Source organism: Mesorhizobium sp. B2-3-4 (assembly GCF_006442315.1).
Lineage (GTDB): Bacteria > Pseudomonadota > Alphaproteobacteria > Rhizobiales > Rhizobiaceae > Mesorhizobium.
The window spans coordinates 83,400-100,246 of the sequence record NZ_VFVY01000005.1; the positions used below are offsets into that span (position 1 = coordinate 83,400).

14 protein-coding genes and 1 tRNA gene are annotated in these 16,847 nt (G+C 64.0%); 6 read left to right on the top strand and 9 right to left on the bottom strand.

The window, feature by feature from the left end; genetic code table 11:
* Positions 1-3: 3 nt before the first annotated feature.
* The 3 genes from FJ967_RS10010 to FJ967_RS10020 all read right to left on the bottom strand — a co-directional run bounded on the left by FJ967_RS10010 (position 4) and on the right by FJ967_RS10020 (position 3,063).
* Positions 4-840 carry a carbohydrate ABC transporter permease gene (locus FJ967_RS10010; protein WP_140731551.1) on the bottom strand — a complete coding sequence of 279 codons (837 nt, stop codon included), beginning with the start codon at positions 838-840 and terminating at the stop codon, positions 4-6.
* Positions 837-1,697: a sugar ABC transporter permease gene (locus FJ967_RS10015; RefSeq protein WP_140731552.1), complete on the bottom strand. Its 861-nt coding sequence runs from the start codon at positions 1,695-1,697 to the stop codon at positions 837-839. The genes FJ967_RS10010 and FJ967_RS10015 overlap by 4 nt, the downstream gene beginning before the upstream one ends.
* 94 nt (positions 1,698-1,791) lie before the next feature.
* On the bottom strand, positions 1,792-3,063 hold the full coding sequence (locus tag FJ967_RS10020; protein WP_140731553.1) for an extracellular solute-binding protein: 1,272 nt from the start codon (positions 3,061-3,063) through the stop codon (positions 1,792-1,794).
* A 104-nt stretch (positions 3,064-3,167) separates the two neighbouring features.
* Here FJ967_RS10020 and FJ967_RS10025 point away from each other — a divergent pair, with 104 nt between their 5' ends.
* The 3 genes from FJ967_RS10025 to FJ967_RS10035 all read left to right on the top strand — a co-directional run bounded on the left by FJ967_RS10025 (position 3,168) and on the right by FJ967_RS10035 (position 4,901).
* Positions 3,168-4,040 (top strand): helix-turn-helix domain-containing protein, encoded by an 873-nt coding sequence (locus FJ967_RS10025; RefSeq protein WP_140731554.1) that lies wholly within the window; start codon positions 3,168-3,170, stop codon positions 4,038-4,040.
* Between the two features lie 170 nt (positions 4,041-4,210).
* Positions 4,211-4,286, top strand: a tRNA-Phe gene (locus FJ967_RS10030).
* Between the two features lie 174 nt (positions 4,287-4,460).
* Complete coding sequence (locus FJ967_RS10035; protein WP_140731555.1) at positions 4,461-4,901, top strand: hypothetical protein; 441 nt, start codon at positions 4,461-4,463, stop codon at positions 4,899-4,901.
* A gap of 5 nt (positions 4,902-4,906) precedes the next feature.
* On the opposite strand, the gene FJ967_RS10040 is transcribed toward FJ967_RS10035, so the two are convergent.
* From FJ967_RS10040 to FJ967_RS10050, 3 genes are read right to left on the bottom strand one after another with little or no spacing between them, the layout of a single operon-like run.
* On the bottom strand, positions 4,907-5,779 hold the full coding sequence (locus FJ967_RS10040) for an alpha/beta hydrolase-fold protein (RefSeq protein WP_140731556.1): 873 nt from the start codon (positions 5,777-5,779) through the stop codon (positions 4,907-4,909).
* 26 nt (positions 5,780-5,805) lie between these two features.
* On the bottom strand, positions 5,806-7,854 hold the full coding sequence (gene fhuB, locus FJ967_RS10045) for a Fe(3+)-hydroxamate ABC transporter permease FhuB (protein WP_140731557.1): 2,049 nt from the start codon (positions 7,852-7,854) through the stop codon (positions 5,806-5,808).
* Positions 7,847-8,722 carry an ABC transporter substrate-binding protein gene (locus FJ967_RS10050; protein WP_140731737.1) on the bottom strand — a complete coding sequence of 292 codons (876 nt, stop codon included), beginning with the start codon at positions 8,720-8,722 and terminating at the stop codon, positions 7,847-7,849. The genes fhuB and FJ967_RS10050 overlap by 8 nt, the downstream gene beginning before the upstream one ends.
* 409 nt (positions 8,723-9,131) lie before the next feature.
* On the opposite strand from FJ967_RS10050, the gene FJ967_RS34080 reads away from it, so the two are divergent.
* The gene (locus tag FJ967_RS34080; RefSeq protein ID WP_171883371.1) at positions 9,132-9,386 is read left to right on the top strand and encodes a hypothetical protein; all 255 of its coding nucleotides are present in this window, start codon (positions 9,132-9,134) and stop codon (positions 9,384-9,386) included.
* 80 nt (positions 9,387-9,466) lie between these two features.
* Here the strand turns inward: FJ967_RS34080 and ggt are convergent, their stop codons facing one another.
* From ggt to FJ967_RS10070, 3 genes are all read right to left on the bottom strand, one after another.
* Positions 9,467-11,203, bottom strand: a complete 1,737-nt coding sequence (gene ggt / locus FJ967_RS10060; protein ID WP_140731558.1) for a gamma-glutamyltransferase — start codon at positions 11,201-11,203, stop codon at positions 9,467-9,469.
* Between the two features lie 97 nt (positions 11,204-11,300).
* Complete coding sequence (gene rhaI, locus FJ967_RS10065) at positions 11,301-12,590, bottom strand: L-rhamnose catabolism isomerase (RefSeq protein WP_140731559.1); 1,290 nt, start codon at positions 12,588-12,590, stop codon at positions 11,301-11,303.
* 89 nt (positions 12,591-12,679) lie between these two features.
* Entirely contained in the window at positions 12,680-14,782 is a 2,103-nt protein-coding gene (locus tag FJ967_RS10070; RefSeq protein WP_140731560.1) for a bifunctional rhamnulose-1-phosphate aldolase/short-chain dehydrogenase, read from the bottom strand.
* Positions 14,783-14,967: 185 nt separating this feature from the next.
* On the opposite strand from FJ967_RS10070, the gene FJ967_RS10075 reads away from it, so the two are divergent.
* Positions 14,968-15,777 (top strand): DeoR/GlpR family DNA-binding transcription regulator, encoded by an 810-nt coding sequence (locus FJ967_RS10075; protein WP_140731561.1) that lies wholly within the window; start codon positions 14,968-14,970, stop codon positions 15,775-15,777.
* A gap of 56 nt (positions 15,778-15,833) precedes the next feature.
* Positions 15,834-16,829, top strand: a complete 996-nt coding sequence (gene rhaS / locus FJ967_RS10080) for a rhamnose ABC transporter substrate-binding protein (RefSeq protein WP_135861998.1) — start codon at positions 15,834-15,836, stop codon at positions 16,827-16,829.
* Positions 16,830-16,847 lie beyond the last annotated feature (18 nt).

Genomic DNA, 16,847 nt, shown 5'->3' on the forward strand with positions numbered 1-16,847 from the left:
CCCTTACTTGACCGCGCCGGCGGCGATGCCGGCGATGAAATGGCGCTGCAGCAGCACGAAGACGATGAGCATCGGCACCGTCAGCATGACTGCGCCGGCCATGATGCCGCCCCATGACACTTTGGTCAGGCCGATCAGCGTGCCGAGCGCCACGGGCGCCGTCATCGAACCCGGCTGGCTGTTGATCAAAAGCGGCCACAGATAATTGTTCCAGGAGGCGAGGAACAGGATGATGCAGAGCGCGGCCAGCATCGGCCGCGCCAGGGGCAAGGCGATGAAGACGAAGATGCGCCACTCCTTGACGCCCTCGACGCGGGCGGCATCGAACAGATCGTCGGGCATCATCGAGAAACTCTGGCGCATGAACAGCACGCCGAGCGAGTTGAACAGCGGCGGCACGATCAGCGCCACCCAGGTGTTGGCGAGCTTGAAGTCGCGCGCCACCATGATGAATTGCGGGATCAGCACCACCGCATAAGGCAGCGTGATGGTGCCCAGGATGATGGCGACGACCACGCTTTTGCCGACGAACTGGTAGCGCGCCAGCGCCCAGCCGGCCATCGAGGTAAGCATCACCGAGAGGAAGGTGTAGGTCACCGCCACGCAGACCGAGATCACGATGGCGCCGACGAAGTCGGTGTCGCGCTGCAGATTGTTGAAATTGTCGAGGAAATTGCCGTGCGGCAAGAGCTCGATGCCGGGGCTGAAGATGCCGTTGTCGGGCATGGTCGAGAACACGATCATCATCCACAACGGAAACAGCCAGATCAGCGCCAGCGGCGTCAGGAAAAGGTGCAGCGCGATGCTGCGCTTCAGTCTTGCCGACGCGAGCGAGCTCATTTGGCTTCCCTCGTCAGCCAGAGCTGTACCAGCGTGATCGCGATCGCCAGTCCCGCCATGGTGTAAGCGACGGCCGAGGCGTAGCCGAAATTGAGCGAGCGGAAGCCCTGGCGGTAAAGCAAAAGGCCGAGCGTCTCGGTGCCGCCGCCCGGCCCGCCACGCTCGGTGATCAGGAACGGCTCGGTGAACAGCTGCATGGTGCCGATGATCGACAAAACGGCGCAGAAGACGATGACCGGCTTCAGCAGCGGCAGGGTGATGAAGAAGAACTGCTTGAGCTTGCTGACGCGGTCGAGAGTGGCAGCCTCATAGACGTCCTCGGGAATGGACTGCATGCCGGCGAGCAGGATGATGGCGTTGTAGCCGGCCCAGCGCCAGGTGACCGCGATCATGATCAGGGCCATGGCCGGCGTGACGTTGGAGAACCAGTCTATCTTGGGCAGACCGACGGTGTTGAGGAGCTTGTTGACGATGCCGAAATCGAGGCTGAACATCAGCCGGAAGACCGCGGAATAGGCGACCTCCCCGACCACCACGGGGGCGAAGAAGGCGAAGCGGTAGAGGCCGCGCGCCTTGAGCAGCGGCGAATTCAGAAGCACCGCCATCACCATGGCGAGCGCGATCATCACCGGAACCTGGATGACGAGGATGAGCAGCGTGTTCTTCAGTGCGTTGAAGAAGGCGGGGTCGCCGATCAGACGGCCCCAGTTGAAGCCGGGCGCGAAGCGCCATGGCACGGTGCGGGTCGCCTGGAAGGAGATCATGAACGAAGAGATGATCGGCCACACCCAGAAGATGGCGAAGATCAGCAGATAGGGCGTCAGGAAGCGATAGGCCGTAGCGTTGCGGTAGCGCATCTTTTCTCCTCCCTCATCCCTGGTGTTGAAAGCAAGCGTGCAGATGGCGGGTCCAGGACGGCATGGCTGCCATCCCGGACCCCGTCCCGGGAGGTCAGGACTTGATCGGCAGCCCGGTCGCCGAAGCGATCTGGTTGGCGGCGTCGTCGAGCGCCGCCTTGGCGTCAGGATAGCCGCCGGCGAGGTATTTCGTCTGCACGGCGCGCACGATGATCTCGGCATCGCTCTGGAACTGCGTGCCGCGGCTCGGAACCACCTTGGGCAAGGTGCCCAGAATATCCTTCCACACCGCCTGGCCACCCCAGTAAGGCAGGCCCTGGCTGACATAGGGGTCGTCCAGCGCCGAGACCAGCGAGGGCACCAGGCCGAACTCCTTCAGCATGGTGATCTGCCCTTCATTGGTGCCGAGCGTGTATTTCAGGTACTCGTAGGCCGCTTCCTTGTTTTTCGAGGCCGAGGTGATGGCCAGCGACGAGCCGCCGAGATTGGCAGCGCGCGGGCCGTCTGATGTCAGGCTCGGCATCAGGTAGACGCCCCATTTGCCGTTTTCGCCGGCCGATTCGGTGCGGATGGTGCCCTCGTACCAGCCGCCATAGACCTGGGTAGCGACGGTTCCGGCGGTGTTGTTGGTGATCTTGGTCGACCAGTCGGCCGAGGAAACGATGCCGGCGTCCTTCATCTCCTTGACCTTGGTCATGGCATCGACGCATCTGGGCTGGTTGACCGTTATCGACTGGCCGTCCTCGGCGAAATAGGCGCAGCCCTGTTCGTTGGCGATCATGCGGAAGAATTCGCTGTCGCCGTTGAAATCGGCATTGGTCATCGACACGCCCGGATTGGCGGCCTGGATCTTCTTGCCGGCGGCGATGAAATCGTCCCAGGTCTTGATCGATGCCGGATCGACGCCGGCCTTCTCATAGAAGTCGCGGCGATAGAAGGTGGCGACCGGGCCGGAATCCCACGGCATGGCATAGGCCTTGTCGCCGACTTCGAGCTCGGTGCGTTTGAAATCGGGGTATTTCTTCTGGTCGTCCGCGCTGTAGCCCAGCGTGTGCAGATCGACGAAGCAATCGGGGAACTGGCTCCAGTAATTCTCGGCCTCGCCGTTCTCGATGGTGACGATGTCGGGCAGCCCGACGCCGCCTGCCGCACATCCGGCGATCGACTTGTCATAGGTCGGCTGGTTGCCGAGATCCTGGACCGTGACCTTGATGTCGGGATGTAGCTTGTTGAAGCCGGCAACGGTTGCCTTCAGGGATGAAGCGGCGATGTTCCAGCTCCAGATCGTGATTTCGCCAGATTGCGCGAAGGCCGGGGCTGAACCCAGGGCAAGCGCGAGCGCGGCGCAGGACAGTGTGATGCGCATTGAAATCCTCCCATTTCATTTGCTCTCTCTGCGAGCCTGGCTAGAGTATGCGGCGCGGAAAGCCTGTCCCCGACAAAGGGAATACGAAATTGGCGGAAAGTAAGATGCCGGATCGGCCGTTTTACCAGCCTGGCGCCAGCAGCGTGGAAGGCATGCCGCTGCTGCTGCAGATGTTCCACACCAATCCGCTGGTGATGCTCAAGCCCCATTGGCATGCCCAGGTCGAAGTGAATTTCATCGTGCGCGGCTCCGTGCATTATCGCATGAACGACCACGAAATATCGCTTTCGGCCGGCGAGATGTGCCTGTTCTGGGGCGGCCTGCCGCACCAGATGGACGATCTCAGCGACGACGCCATCTATGCCGGCGCGCATCTGCCGCTGGTGCATTTCTTCCGGCTGCATCTGCCGGCCGACGTGCGCCACCGGCTGATGACGGGTGCGACGCTGGTCACCGGCGCCACCGACCAGTCCGACAACGACAATTTCGCCCGCTGGAACCGTTATGCCCGCTCAGGCGATCCGGCCAGGGCCGAACATGCCGTCAACGAGCTGCTGCTGCGGCTGGAGCGGGTGCGGTTCGAGCCTTACCGGCTGGTGCCCGGAACCGCTGCCGGGCAGGAGCCCGGCAATCCCTTCGACCAGCAATCGTCGCGCAATGTCGGGCGCATGTGCGATTTCATCGCCGAAAACTTTCTCTACGACATCGATTGCGTCAACATCGCCGCGGCGGCCGATATCCACCCCAAATACGCGATGAGCCTGTTCAAGAAGTCGACAGGGATGACGCTCAACGAATATGTCAACCTGCTGCGGCTGAGCTATGCGCAGGCCATGCTGATGCACCAGGACGCCAATGTGCTGCGCGTCGCCATGGAATCCGGCTTCGGCTCGCTCAGCGCGTTCAACAAATCCTTCCGCAAGCTCGCCGGCATGACGCCGTCTGATTTCCGCAAGGGCGTGGCGGGTGCCAGATAGGCGCAAAAGCGGCTCGGCAAGCCGGCCGGCGCATGGCATTTCTTTTCCTGCCGGAAATCCACATCTGGGCGCTGGACAGGCCGGATTCCCATGCTATAACCCACGCGCTTTCAAGGGACGCCCACGGCGCCCCTGAATTCCGGAGCGCGAGTTTTCGTTAGCCGGAACAGGCCCAGATAGCTCAGTTGGTAGAGCAGCGGACTGAAAATCCGCGTGTCGGTGGTTCGAATCCGCCTCTGGGCACCATTTTTCTCTCCGACGGACTTATCCCTGTCAGTTATTTGATCACCGGGCCCAAGACGGCCCGCCCGTTTTGCCCGGCGAAACAACTTTGCTCCCACCTGCCCACATCCGGATTCAATTTGCTTGGTGATCCCCCATCCCTAGGGCAAACTTCCCCTTGGGGCTGCAGGAGGTGAAATGAGAGCACGTGCAGCGACGCTCGGCGATCTCGAGGATGTGTTCCATGGCCTGTCCAAGCGGATGTCGGACGAGTATGCGGCGGCCGGCAAGGACAGCAAGATCGCCTACGACAATCTGATGATGAATTTGAAGGAAGGCCGCGCGCACGCGCTGGTCGAGGGCGAAAAGGCGGTGGCGATCATCGCCTGGCATGAGAACAGCGATGCCGCCGATACGCTGTTTGCCGCGCAGGAGGATTTCTTCCGGGCCTCGACCGTGCGTTTCTGTAAGCGGCATATCCGCCAGGTCCAGGCGCTCGCCGGCAACCTTCCCGTCCATTCACGCAGCTGGCTGCAGGGGCCCGATGTCGCGCGATGGTTCAGCGTCATCGGTTATGTCGAGCATGGCCGGGAGAACGGCGCCAACCTGTTCGAACTGCCGCCGGCGCGCGCTGCGTAGGCCGCCTACCGCACCGCGAACGCCGCTTGCACGGCCCGGTTGACCGTCACCGGCAGGATCGACATGTGGTTCTCGCCGGCGTGGAGTTCGAAGCTCGCCCGCAGGTCGGGCAGCGCGTCGAGGCGTTTCGCCATCGCCCGGGCGAATTCGTCGGTGCGGATCAGCTTTTTCTGCTGAAGGCGCTTTTCCTCGTCTTGCGCGCCGATCTGGAACGGCGCCAGCTTGTCCGTCTCATATTCGCCGGCCGACAGGATCACGTCGGCACTCAGGCCATCGGGGATATCGGCCTCGAAGGTTTCGAGAAAGCGGTCGATGGCGCGATCCTCCCAATAGATGGCGGGGCTGGCCGCGACGAAGGTCCGGAACGACAGCGGGCGGGTGAACAGCGCATAGAGCGCGAACAGGCCGCCGAAGGAGTGGCCGTAGAGGGTCTGGCGCGTTTCATCGATCCTGGCGTGGCCGGCCACCCATGGCTTCAGTTCGTCTTCGATGAAGCGCAAAAAGTCCCCTGCCCCGCCGGTCTTTACCTCAGGCGTGCCCTCGTAGAAGGGGGGATAGGTCTTGCCCGGCGGCGGGCCGAGGTCCCATGAGCGGCGCAGCGGGTCATAGGCGCCTTCGACGGGATAGCCGATGGCGACGATGACGCCCCACCCGACATTGGTGCCGGCGGGATAGAGGGCCTGTGCGCGCATGGCGTCGACCGCGGTGGCGATGACGGCGTTGCCGTCGGTCATATAGAGCACTGGCCAGCCAGCTTCCGGCGCCGGCCCCGACGGCACATGGATGAAGACCCGCCAGGGATCGCCGCCGCTCCTGGGAACAAGATCATGAACGGTGGTGTCGGCGATCAGGGCGGGTGTCGCCATCGATTTCGACATCGATGTCCTCCTTGGGAGCAAAAAACTCAGCGGCGGCGCAGCAGCCACATCAGCACCGGCCCGCCGATCAGCGTCGCGACGAGGCCGGCCGGAATCTGGCGCGGAAAGATGGCTGTGCGGCCGATCCAGTCGGCGCAGACCATGATCAGCGCGCCGGCGAGCACCGCGCCGATGGCTTGCGGCAGCGCGCGCGACAGGCCGAGGCGCCGCGCAAGGTGCGGCGCCATCAGGCCGATGAAGGTCAGCGGCCCCACGACGAGGGTGGATGCGGCAGTCAGCGCGGCGACCATCAGCAGAACCAACAACCGGGCTGCGCCGAGATTGATGCCGAGATTTTGCACTGCGACGGCGCCCAGCGGCAGCATGTCCAGCCAGCGCATGAAGAGCGGCGCCGCCAGGAACAGAGCGAAGGCGATAGTCCCCGTCAGAAGTGCGGAGCCCGCGTCGACGCCATGTGTCGAGCCGGTGAGCCAGTTGAGCAGCAGCATTGCGCGCGGATCGCCGGTTGCGGTGAGCACCAGGATCAGCGCGTCGAACAGCGCCGTCAGAGCGACGCCGGCAAGCAGCAGCCGTTCCGGCGCATAGGCGGCGCGGCGGCCGATCGCCAGCGTCACCAGAAGGGCGGCGAAGGCGCCGATCGTGGCGGCCACGGTCTGCACCGGGCGGCCGGCATCATTGAGTGCGAACAGCGCCACCATCATGCCGAGCGCCGCCCCGGCGCTGATGCCGAGCACCTCGGGGCTGGCCATCGGATTGCCGGTCAGCCGCTGCATCATCAGCCCGGCCAGCGCCAGCATGGCGCCAGCGGCGAGCGCGGCGAAGACCCTGGGCAGCCGCCAGGACAAGAGAGGCTGCAGTTGGTCGCCTGACGGGAATGCCCAGCCATCCGGTCCCGGCGCATAGAGCAGCGCCAGCCCGAACAGCAAGAGCAGGAGGCCTGCGATGGCCGCCAGCACAAGGCCCGGCCGGGCGGATCTGGGCAGATGCTCGACGGTCAGGGCCGGCGCTTCCGCGCCAAGCGCGAGGCGGGGCAGAAGCCACAGAAGCAGCGGCGCGCCGAGCAATGCAGTCATGGCGCCGGTCGGCAACAGGTCGCCTTGCGGCCCGGTCGCGACCTGTACCGCCTGATCGGCGGCCCACAACAGTGCCGCGCCGATGAGCGGAGCCGTCAGAAGCTGCTGACCGAGCCGGCGCGCGCCGCCGATGCGTGCGAGCGTGGCGGCGGCGAGGCCGACGAAGCCGATGACGCCGACGGCCGCGACGACGAAGGCGATCAGGGCGACCGCCGCCGCCAGCCCGGCGAAGCGATAGGCGCCAAGCGGCACGCCGAGGCTGCGCGCGCCTTCGTCATCGAGGCCGAGCAGGGTGAGCGGCCGCACCATCAGGCCGATCAGCAGCGCGGCGCCGCCGAGGCGCGGCAGGAGCCAGAGCGTGGTCGACCAGTCCTGCTGGCCGAGCGACCCGGCACCCCAGATGAACAGGCTGGCCAGCCATTCATGCCGCAGCACCACCAGCGCGGCACCGATGGCGCCGGCATAGAGGCTGACGACCAGCCCGGCCAGCACCACCGAGAGCGGCGACAGGCCCTTGTGCCAGGAAAGCGCCAGGACCGCCGACAGAGCCGTGAAAGCGCCTGCAAGCGCCACCCATTCGCGGCCGAAGGCCAGCAGGGACGGCGCCAGAAGCGTCGCCAGCGCCAGCGCCAGATAGGCGCCGGCCGAGACACCGACGGTTTCGGGTGAAGCGAGCGGGTTGCGCAGGACCTGCTGCAGCACGGTGCCTGCCAGACCAAGCGCGGCGCCACAGAGAAGGCTGACGGCCAGCCTGGGCAGGAAAGCGTAGTGGACGAGCACCTGCCGCATGTCTTCAATGTCGGGATTTGTAATCGCAGCGGGCCAGAGCGCCGGCGGCAATTGCACGCTCATATTGGAAAGGGTCGCGGCGCCGGCAGCGCAGGCAAGCACGAGGCAGAGCAGGATCGCGCCCACGGGATATCTGTCCGCTATGCGATGTGGCGACGTCCGAACACGCACGGGGCTGGCATCGTTGGACAGGATCGCTTGCTGCTCAGCCACGGGCATTCTCCGCCATCAGTGCCGCAGTCAGCAGCCGGGCAAAGCGGCTCGCCGAGGGCAGCATGCCGAACATCAGCACGGCAGGCAGGCGCATGATCGAGCGGTTGCGCACGAATGGCATGGCGTTCCAGACCGGGCTTTCGGTCAACGTTCCGGTCGCCCCTTCGGGCAGCGGTTCGAGATAGGCCAGACGCGCGTCATCCGACGTCGCCAGCCCGTCGATACCGACCGTCGCAAACCCCCAATAATTGGTCTCGCCGGTCCAGGCGTTGCGGATGCCGATGCGGTCGAACACCGCTTGAAACAGGCTTTTCTCACCGTAGACGCGCACATTGCGCGGATCGAGGAAGTTGACGACGTAGACCGGCCGCGCCGAAAGCGGTGCCAATTGCTGCCTGACATCGGAGAAACAGGCTTCCGTCGCAGCGATCAGCGCTACGCCCTCGCTTTCCCTACCGACAAGAGCTGCCAGTTGCCGCGTCGCCTCGATGGCGCGCTGATAGGGCTGGCCGTCCGGCGTGTAGATGCCGATCGTCGTGACCGGCGCCACGCGCTCAAGCAGCGGCTTGATGCCGTCGAGATAGGGAATGGAGAGAATGACGTCCGGCCGAAGCTGCTGCAGGAATTCGAGATTGGGCTCCAGGATCGTGCCGATATCGGCCACCTCGGGCGGCAGTGCTGGCTCGACCACCCACTTCTCCCAGACCCCGCGATCGGCGACGGCGACCGGCGTGACGCCGAGCGTCAGCAAGGTTTCCGCCAGCCCGTCATCGAGGCAGACGATGCGCAACGGCCTGGCCTTGGCTGGTGGCGTCACCATGCCGGCCAAAGGCAAGATGAACAGCGCAAGCGCGCCGCGGCGGGTGATCAGGCCGCGCGGGCGGTTCGCCTCTCCTGACAGGGATTGATCTGTATTCAACTTGGCTTGCCTGTTTGCCGGGGTCCTGGTTTCCAGCGACCAATGCCGGTTGACTATTAAACAGGATATTTCCAGTCAAGTTTTAACGCGAGGTAGAGGCGACAAACGCTGGGAGGCAGGTGACGCGATCCGGCAACAGCTGCGGAAATCCGTCAGCAAACCGTCGCCGAAAGGGGGCGAAGCCGGCGCCGGGCGCATCCGCCACAGTGCGATCGGGTTGCGCTCGGCAGGCGTTGATGGTTTGTTGCCGGTCAGCGGAGATCAAGTGATGCGAGAATCCATGGGTCAAGACGAATACGGGTCGGCGAACCCCTTCGATCCGGACGACCTGCCGAACCTGAACGCAATCGGCCCGGCCATGGGCGGCGGCAACGACTTCGAGAAATACGCAGTCGCCGTGATCATCGTGTTCGGCGCCCTGATCATCGGCGGCTTGATGGCCGCGTCGATGACGTTCGGCCATCGCAACGGCTTCCTCTTCGCCCTGGGCGGCGCCACGTCGGCCTGGATTTCCGGCAATGCGCTGCTGCTCGACCGGCCGCGCATCTACGCGCTGTTCGTCGGCATTGCCGCGCTGATGCTGATTGCGTCGACCATCACGCTGGTGACCTGACGGCACCTGCCGCCGTAAGGCGCAGACCTGTCCCTAAAGGCGCAATGCGGCCTCGTCCGGAACGGAACAGGCGCGCGCCCTCAATATCCGAGCGCTTCGCCTGAGGCCGCACGGCTGTCGATGGCGCCATTATAGCGCGCGCCGCCGCCCTTCTCGATTTCCGCCAGGCTCTTGCCGCCGACGAGGATGCCAGCGGCCTGGCCCCAGGTCTGATCGCCAAGATCGAGGTGGTAGCCCATGCCGGCGAGCAGCCTCTCAGTGTCGGGCGAGAGGCCGAACGGCTCGACATAGACGGTATCCGGCAGCCATTGGTGATGGATGCGCGGCGCGTCGATCGCTTCCTGGATGTTCATGCCGTGGTCGATGACGTTGACGATGGCCTCTAGCGTGATGGTGATGATGCGCGAGCCGCCCGGGCTGCCGATGACCATGAACGGCTTGCCGTCCTTGGCGACAACGGTCGGGCTCATCGAGGACAGCGGCGTCTTCTTCGGCTGGATGGCATTGGCTTCGCCCTGGACGAGGCCGTAGAGGTTGGGCACGCCCGGTTTCTGGGTGAAATCGTCCATCTCGTTGTTGAGCAGGATGCCGGTGCCGTCGGCGACGACGCCGGCGCCGAACGAGCCGTTCAGCGTGTAGGTGACCGCGACCGCGTTGCCGTCCTTGTCGATGATCGAATAATGCGTGGTTTCCTTCGACTCGCCAAAACCCTTCGGCATCAGATCCTGCGACACGCCGGCCCGGAACGGATCGATCTTGTCGCGGATGTCCTTGGCATAGGCCTTGTCCAGCAGCCTGGAGACCGGGTTGTCGACGAAGTCGGGATCGCCGAGGGCGGAGTTGCGGTCGACATAGGCGTGGCGCATCGCCTCGACCATGACATGGACGGTGTCGGCCGAGCCGGCGCCGAGATAGGACAGCGGATAACCCTCCAGCACGTTGAGGATTTCGCAGATGATGACGCCGCCGGAGCTTGGCGGCGGCGAGGAAATGATCTCGTAGCCGCGATAGGAGCAGGTGACGGGCTTCAGCTCGCGCACCGCATATTGCTCGAAGTCACCCTTGGCCAGGATACCGCCCTTGGCGCCGCTCGCCTTGACGATGGCGTCGGCGATGGCGCCTTTGTAGAAAGCGTCGGGCCCTTTTTCCGAGATCGCCGACAGCGAGGCCGCGAGGTCCGGCTGAACGAGCTTCTCGCCGATCCCATAGGGCTTGCCGTCGGGTTTGAGGAAGATGGCAGCCGCCGCCGGATCCTTTGCCAGCCTGCCGGCGCTGCCGGCAAATGACGCGGCATCGCCCTGGTTGAGGACGAAGCCGTTCCTGGCGTAGGCGATTGCCGGCGCCATCAGGTCTTGCCGCGACTGCGTGCCATATTTCTCGCGCGCCATCTCGAACCCGGCCACCGAACCCGGCACGCCGACCGCGAGATAGCCATCGAGACTGGCGCCCTTGACCGGGTTGCCGTCCTTGTCGAGATACATGGTCTTGGTCGCGGCAAGCGGCGCCCGCTCACGGAAATCCAGGAAAGTCGATTTGCCGTCCTTGAAGCGGATGGTCATGAATCCGCCACCGCCGATGTTGCCGGCATTGGGGTAGACGACGGCCAGCGCATAGCCGACCGCCACCGCCGCATCGATGGCGTTGCCGCCCTTCTTCAACACCTCGACGCCGACTTCCGACGCAAGATGCTGCGCCGTGACGACCATGCCGTTCTCGCCCTTGGCCGGCGCCGGCGAGGCGGCAAAAGCCGCAACAGATGAGAGGGTTAGCGTCAGCGACAGGCTGGCGGCGATCAGAGTTCTGCGGGTGAGCGGCATTGGCGGACCTCCTGGCACGAATGGCTAGGAAAGACCCTGGAGGCCGACGTGTCCATCGCCAAAGGCGCTGGACCAGATCAAATACGATGACTGCCTGTCAGACGATTCCACCGCTACCGCCGGCGACGGCCGGTCGCTCGGCCGCGACCTTGGCACGGTAGCCCGCGGCCCGGTAGGCGGCGATCGGATCGATGGCGCCGCCGGTCTTCAGCCGGGCCATGGCAAGGATCGGCTCGACGTCGGTGCGGTAGGCCACCTTAAGCGTCTGCGTCGCCATCAGGGCGTCATTGGTCTCCTGAAACCCTTCGAGCGCCTTGCGGTCGACCAGCAGCGCCTGCGCATAGGCGCGCTGCACCTCGACCGCCGACAGCATCAGGCTCTCGATGGGGTCGGTGACATTGTGGCTCTGGTCGAGCATATGGGCGGGGTCGAAACCCTCGGCGCCGGAGAGTTCGGCATCGACCAGTTCGTTGAAGACCAGGAACAGCCGGTAGGGATCGATCGACCCGGCGTCGAGATCGTCATCGCCGTATTTGGAATCGTTGAAGTGGAAGCCGCCGAGCTTCTTGAACTGGATCAGCCGCGACACGATCATCTCGATGTTGACGTTGGGCGCATGGTGGCCTAGGTCGACGAGGCAGAATGCCTTGTCGCCCAACTCCTTCGATATGATGTAGTTGGTGCCCCAGTCCTGCACCACGGTCGAATAGAAGGCCGGCTCGTACATCTTGTGTTCGGTGAACAGCTTCCAGTCAGCAGGCAGGCCGGCATAGACTTGCCTCATGGCATCGAGATAGCGCTCGAACGCCTTGGCGAAATTGACCTGGCCGGGGAAGTTCGAACCGTCGCCGATCCACACCGTCAGCGCCTTTGAGCCAAGCGTCTTGCCGATCTCGATGCATTCGAGATTGTGCTCGACCGCTTGCCGGCGAGCGCCGGCGTCGGCATGCGACAAGGAGCCGAATTTGTAGGACAGCTTCTGGTCCTTGGCGTCCGAGAATGTGTTCGAGTTCATCGCGTCGAAGCCGAGGCCGAAGCGGGAGGCCGCCTGCTTCAGCCGGTTCGGGTCGGCCTTGTCCCACGGAATGTGCAGCGACACGGTGGACGTCGCCTGCGTCAACTGGCTGATGACGGCGCAGTCCTCGATCTTGTCGAAGATGTCGCGCGGCTCGCCGGCGCCGGGGAAACGGGCAAAGCGCGTGCCGCCGGTGCCGACACCCCAGGACGGGATCGCGACAGCGAATTTCTCGACCTTGTCGCAGATGGCGTCGATGGCGATGCCACGCCGGTCGAGACGCTCGCCGAGCGAGGCGTAGTCGCGCTCGAGGTCGGATTGGCGGGCGGTGTTGCTCTTTTCGACGACGTCAGCCGAGATCGTTTCGGACAATGCTGTTCCTCCCAGATTGCGTTCGGCCGGCGCTGCCCCTCATCCGCCTGCCGGCACCTTCTCCCCGTGAACGGGGAGAAGGAAAGCTGTCAGCGCGTAAAGCTTTGCGCGTTGCCGGCATCGACGTTGATGATGTTGCCGGTCGATTTGGCCGACATGTCGGACGCCAGGAAATAGATCGCCTCGGCGATGTCTTCCGGGAAGACCGAGCGCTTCAGCATCGAGCGTGAGCGGTAATGTTCCTCGAGATCGTCGGTCGACATCTTGTAGGCGGCGGCGCGCTGTTCCTTCCACTCGCCGGTCCAGATCTTGGAGCCGCGCAGCACCGCGTCCGGGTTGACGACATTGACCCTGATCTGCGCTTCCGCGCCTTCCAGCGCCAGGCAACGGGCAAGGTGGATTTCGGCGGCCTTGGCGGTGCAATAGGCCGATGCGTTGGGCGATGCGGCAAGGCCGTTCTTGGACGCGACGAAGACGACGTTGCCACCGATCTTCTGCGCCCGGAACAGCCGGAAGGCTTCGCGCGAGACCAGGAAATAGCCGGTCGACAGGATGTCCATGTTCTTGTTCCACAGCGCCAGCGTCGTCTCCTCGATCGGCGCCGAGGAAGCGAGCCCCGCATTGGAAACGAGGATGTCGATGCCGCCGAACTCGACCGCCGTTTCGGCGAAGCCCGATATCACCTGGTCTTCCGAGGTGACATTGATCAGCACCGGCCGGATGAAATCCTTGCCATAGGCCTTGGCCAGTTCCTCGTTGGCGCCGGCGAGCGCCGCCTCGTCGATATCGGCCAGAACCACGCATGCGCCTTCGCGCAGCAGCCGGTTGGCGGTCGCGCGGCCAATGCCGCCGGCGCCGCCGGTGACCACCGCGATCTGGCCGGCGAGCGACTTCGGCTTCGGCATGCGCTGCAGCTTCAAATCCTCGAGCAGCCAGTACTCGATGTCGAAGGCCTCCTGGGCGGGCAGGCCGACATAGGAGGAGACGGTGGACGCGCCGCGCATGACGTTGATGGCGTTGACGTAGAACTCGCCCGAGATGCGCGCGGTCGCCTTGTCGCCGGCGAAGGTGAACATGCCGACGCCGGGCATCAGATAGACCACGGCGTTGGGGTCGCGGATGGCGGGCGAATCCGCGTGCTTGCAGCTGTCGTAGTAGGCCTGATAGCCGACTCGATAGGCGGCAATGTCGTCCTCGAGACGGGCGATAACGGCGTCGACATCGGGCTTTGCCGGATCGAACTCGATGACCAGCGGGCGGATCTTGGTGCGCAGGAAATGGTCCGGGCATGAGGTGCCGAGTGCGGCGAGCGGGCGCAAATTCTTCGAGTTGACGAATTCGAGCACGGCGGCGGAATCGTCGAAATGGCCGAGCTTGTGGCCCTTTTGCGAGATCAGGCCGCGGATTTTTGGCATCAGCTTTGCCGCTACGGCGCGGCGGGCGGCGGCGTCGAGTGACTGCGTCACCGCGCCGCCGAAGATCGCCACGCCCTCGGACCGGCGCTCGAACCACTCGATCGCCTGGTTGATGACCGCGATCGTCGTTTCGTAGCATTCCTTTGGCGTATCGCCCCAGGTGAACAGGCCATGGCTTTCGAGGATGACGCCCTTGGCGGCGGGATTTTCGACGCAGAATTTCTCCAGCCACAGGCCGAGTTCGAAGCCCGGACGCTTCCACGGCAGCCAGCCGATGGCCTCGCCGAAGATTTCCTTGGTCAGCGCTTTGGAATCCTTCGCCGCGGCAATCGCGATGATGGCATCGGGGTGCATGTGGTCGACGAAGGGCTTCGGCACATAGGCGTGCAGCGGCGTGTCGATGGAGGCCGCGCGCGGATTGAGATTGAAGGTACAGTGGGGGAGATAACCCACCATCTCGTCCTCGTGTTCGACGCCGCGATAAAGGCCTTTCAACGCCTGCAGCTTGTCCATGTAGAGCGTGGCGAAGCCATCGAGCTTGATCGAGGCGCTGTCGCCGCCCGACCCCTTGACCCACAGCACCTCCACATCCTGGCCGGTGAGCGGATCTTTCTGCCAGACCTTGGACGAGGTGTTGCCGCCGCCATAGTTGGTGACGCGCTTGTCGGAACCGAGCGTGTTCGACCGATAGACCAGAAGCTCGGGACCACTCATCCCCTGCACCTTCGCGTCGTCCCAAAGATTGGCGAGGCGCGAGCCGGAGCGCTTGTCGAGCATAGGTATCCTCCCTGGGGACGCGAAAAGGCGCGGTCCATTCGGCCGGGAATGTCTACGCAAGCAGGCAGCTTGTCAATCACAAACGATCAAGATCAATCATATTGCACTGCACAATGAAATTATATGATCGGAAATGATTGACACTGCTCGTTTTGGGTGCCTAGATGACCAGGCAGGGAGGAACCATGCACGAAAAAGAGCGCCACAGGATCATTCTGTCCGCCGTCCAGGAAAAACCTGTGGTGACGGTGCAGGAAATGGTCGATCTGACGGAATCGTCCGAAGCGACGATCCGGCGCGATATTGCGGCCCTCCATGTGCAAAAGCGCCTGCGCCGGGTGCGTGGCGGCGCCGAGGCAATCTCGCCGCCGCAGTTCATCGGGCTGGCCGGCCGGCCCTTCTCCGTCAATGAAACGCTCAATGCCGCGCAGAAGCGGGCCATCGCCCGCGAAGCCGTCGAACTGTGCAAGGACGGCGAGCCGATCATCATCAATGGCGGCACCACCACCTTCCAGATGGTGCATTTCCTGACCGGCCGCCGCATGCCGATCTTCACCAATTCGTTCCCGATCGCCGAGCATCTGCTCAAGCATTCCAAGAACACGGTGATGCTGTCGGGCGGCACGATCTACCGCGAGCAGAACATCATCCTGTCGCCCTTCGACAATGACGTGACGCGCAATTTCTACGCACGCCGCATGTTCATGGGCGCGCAGGGGCTGGGACCGCTCGGCCTGATGGAAGGCGATCCGCTGCTGATCCAGGCGGAGCAGAAGCTGATCGACCAGGCCGACGAACTGGTGGTGCTGGTCGACTCCTCGAAATTCCGCAAACGCTCCAGCCTGATCCTGTGCGGCCTGACGCGCATCGCCACCGTCATCACCGACGACGGCATCGAGGACCGCGAGGCAAAGATGCTGGAGACGGCCGGCGTGACGCTGATCGTCGCGCGCAAAGCGGCAACCGACAAGGAAGAATCTTCACTGCAGGCCTGAGGCCAACTCACGCCCGCAGCGGCGATGGAAATGCAACGCTCAAGGGAGGATATCAGATGAGCTTTCTGAAGAAATTGATGGTGACCGCGGCCTTCTCGGCTGCCATGTTCGTGAATGCCGCCTATGCCGAGAACGTCAAGATCGCGCTGGTGGTGAAGTCTCTCGGCAACGGCTTCTTCGATGCCGCCAACAAGGGCGCCGAAGAGGCGGCCAAGGAACTCGGCGATGTCGACATCATCTACACCGGCCCGACCAAGGCGACCGCCGAGGCGCAGATCGAAGTGGTCAATTCGCTGATCGCGCAGAAGGTCAACGCCATCGCGATTTCCGCCAATGACGCCGACGCGCTGGTGCCGGTGCTGAAGAAGGCCATGGAGCGCGGCATCACCGTCATCTCGTGGGATTCGGGCGTCGCCAAGGAAGGCCGCCAGCTTCACCTCAACCCGTCGGACACCGGTCTGATCGGCGAGACCATCATCAAGCTCGCCGCCGACTATCTGCCGGAAGGCGGCGATGTCGCCATCCTGTCGGCCTCCTCGACCGCGACCAACCAGAATTCCTGGATCGAAGCGGCCAAGAAGGTGCTGCCGGAGAAATTCCCCAAGATCAAGCTGGTCGCCACGGTCTATGGCGATGACGATTCGGCCAAGAGCACCGACGAGGCCAAGGGCCTTTTGAAGTCCTATCCGAACCTCAAGGCGATCATCGCGCCGACCACCGTCGGCGTCGTCGCCGCTGCCCAGGTCGTCACCGACGAGAACCTGATCGGCAAGGTCAACGTCACCGGCCTGGCGCTGCCGTCCGAGTTCAAGAAGTTCATCGACAACGGTGCCTCCCAGGCGGTTGCGCTGTGGAACCCGATCGACCTCGGCTACTCCGCCGTCTACCTCGCCCATGACCTGGCGGTGAAAAAGGAAGAAGCCAAGCCGGGTGCGACGCTGTCGATCGGCCGCGTCGGCAAGGTGACGCTCGACGACACCAACTCGGCCGCGATGGCTCCGCCCTTCCAGTTCGACAAAAGCAACATCGAGAAGTTCTCCAAGATCTATTGATCCCGGATTTCTTCAAGC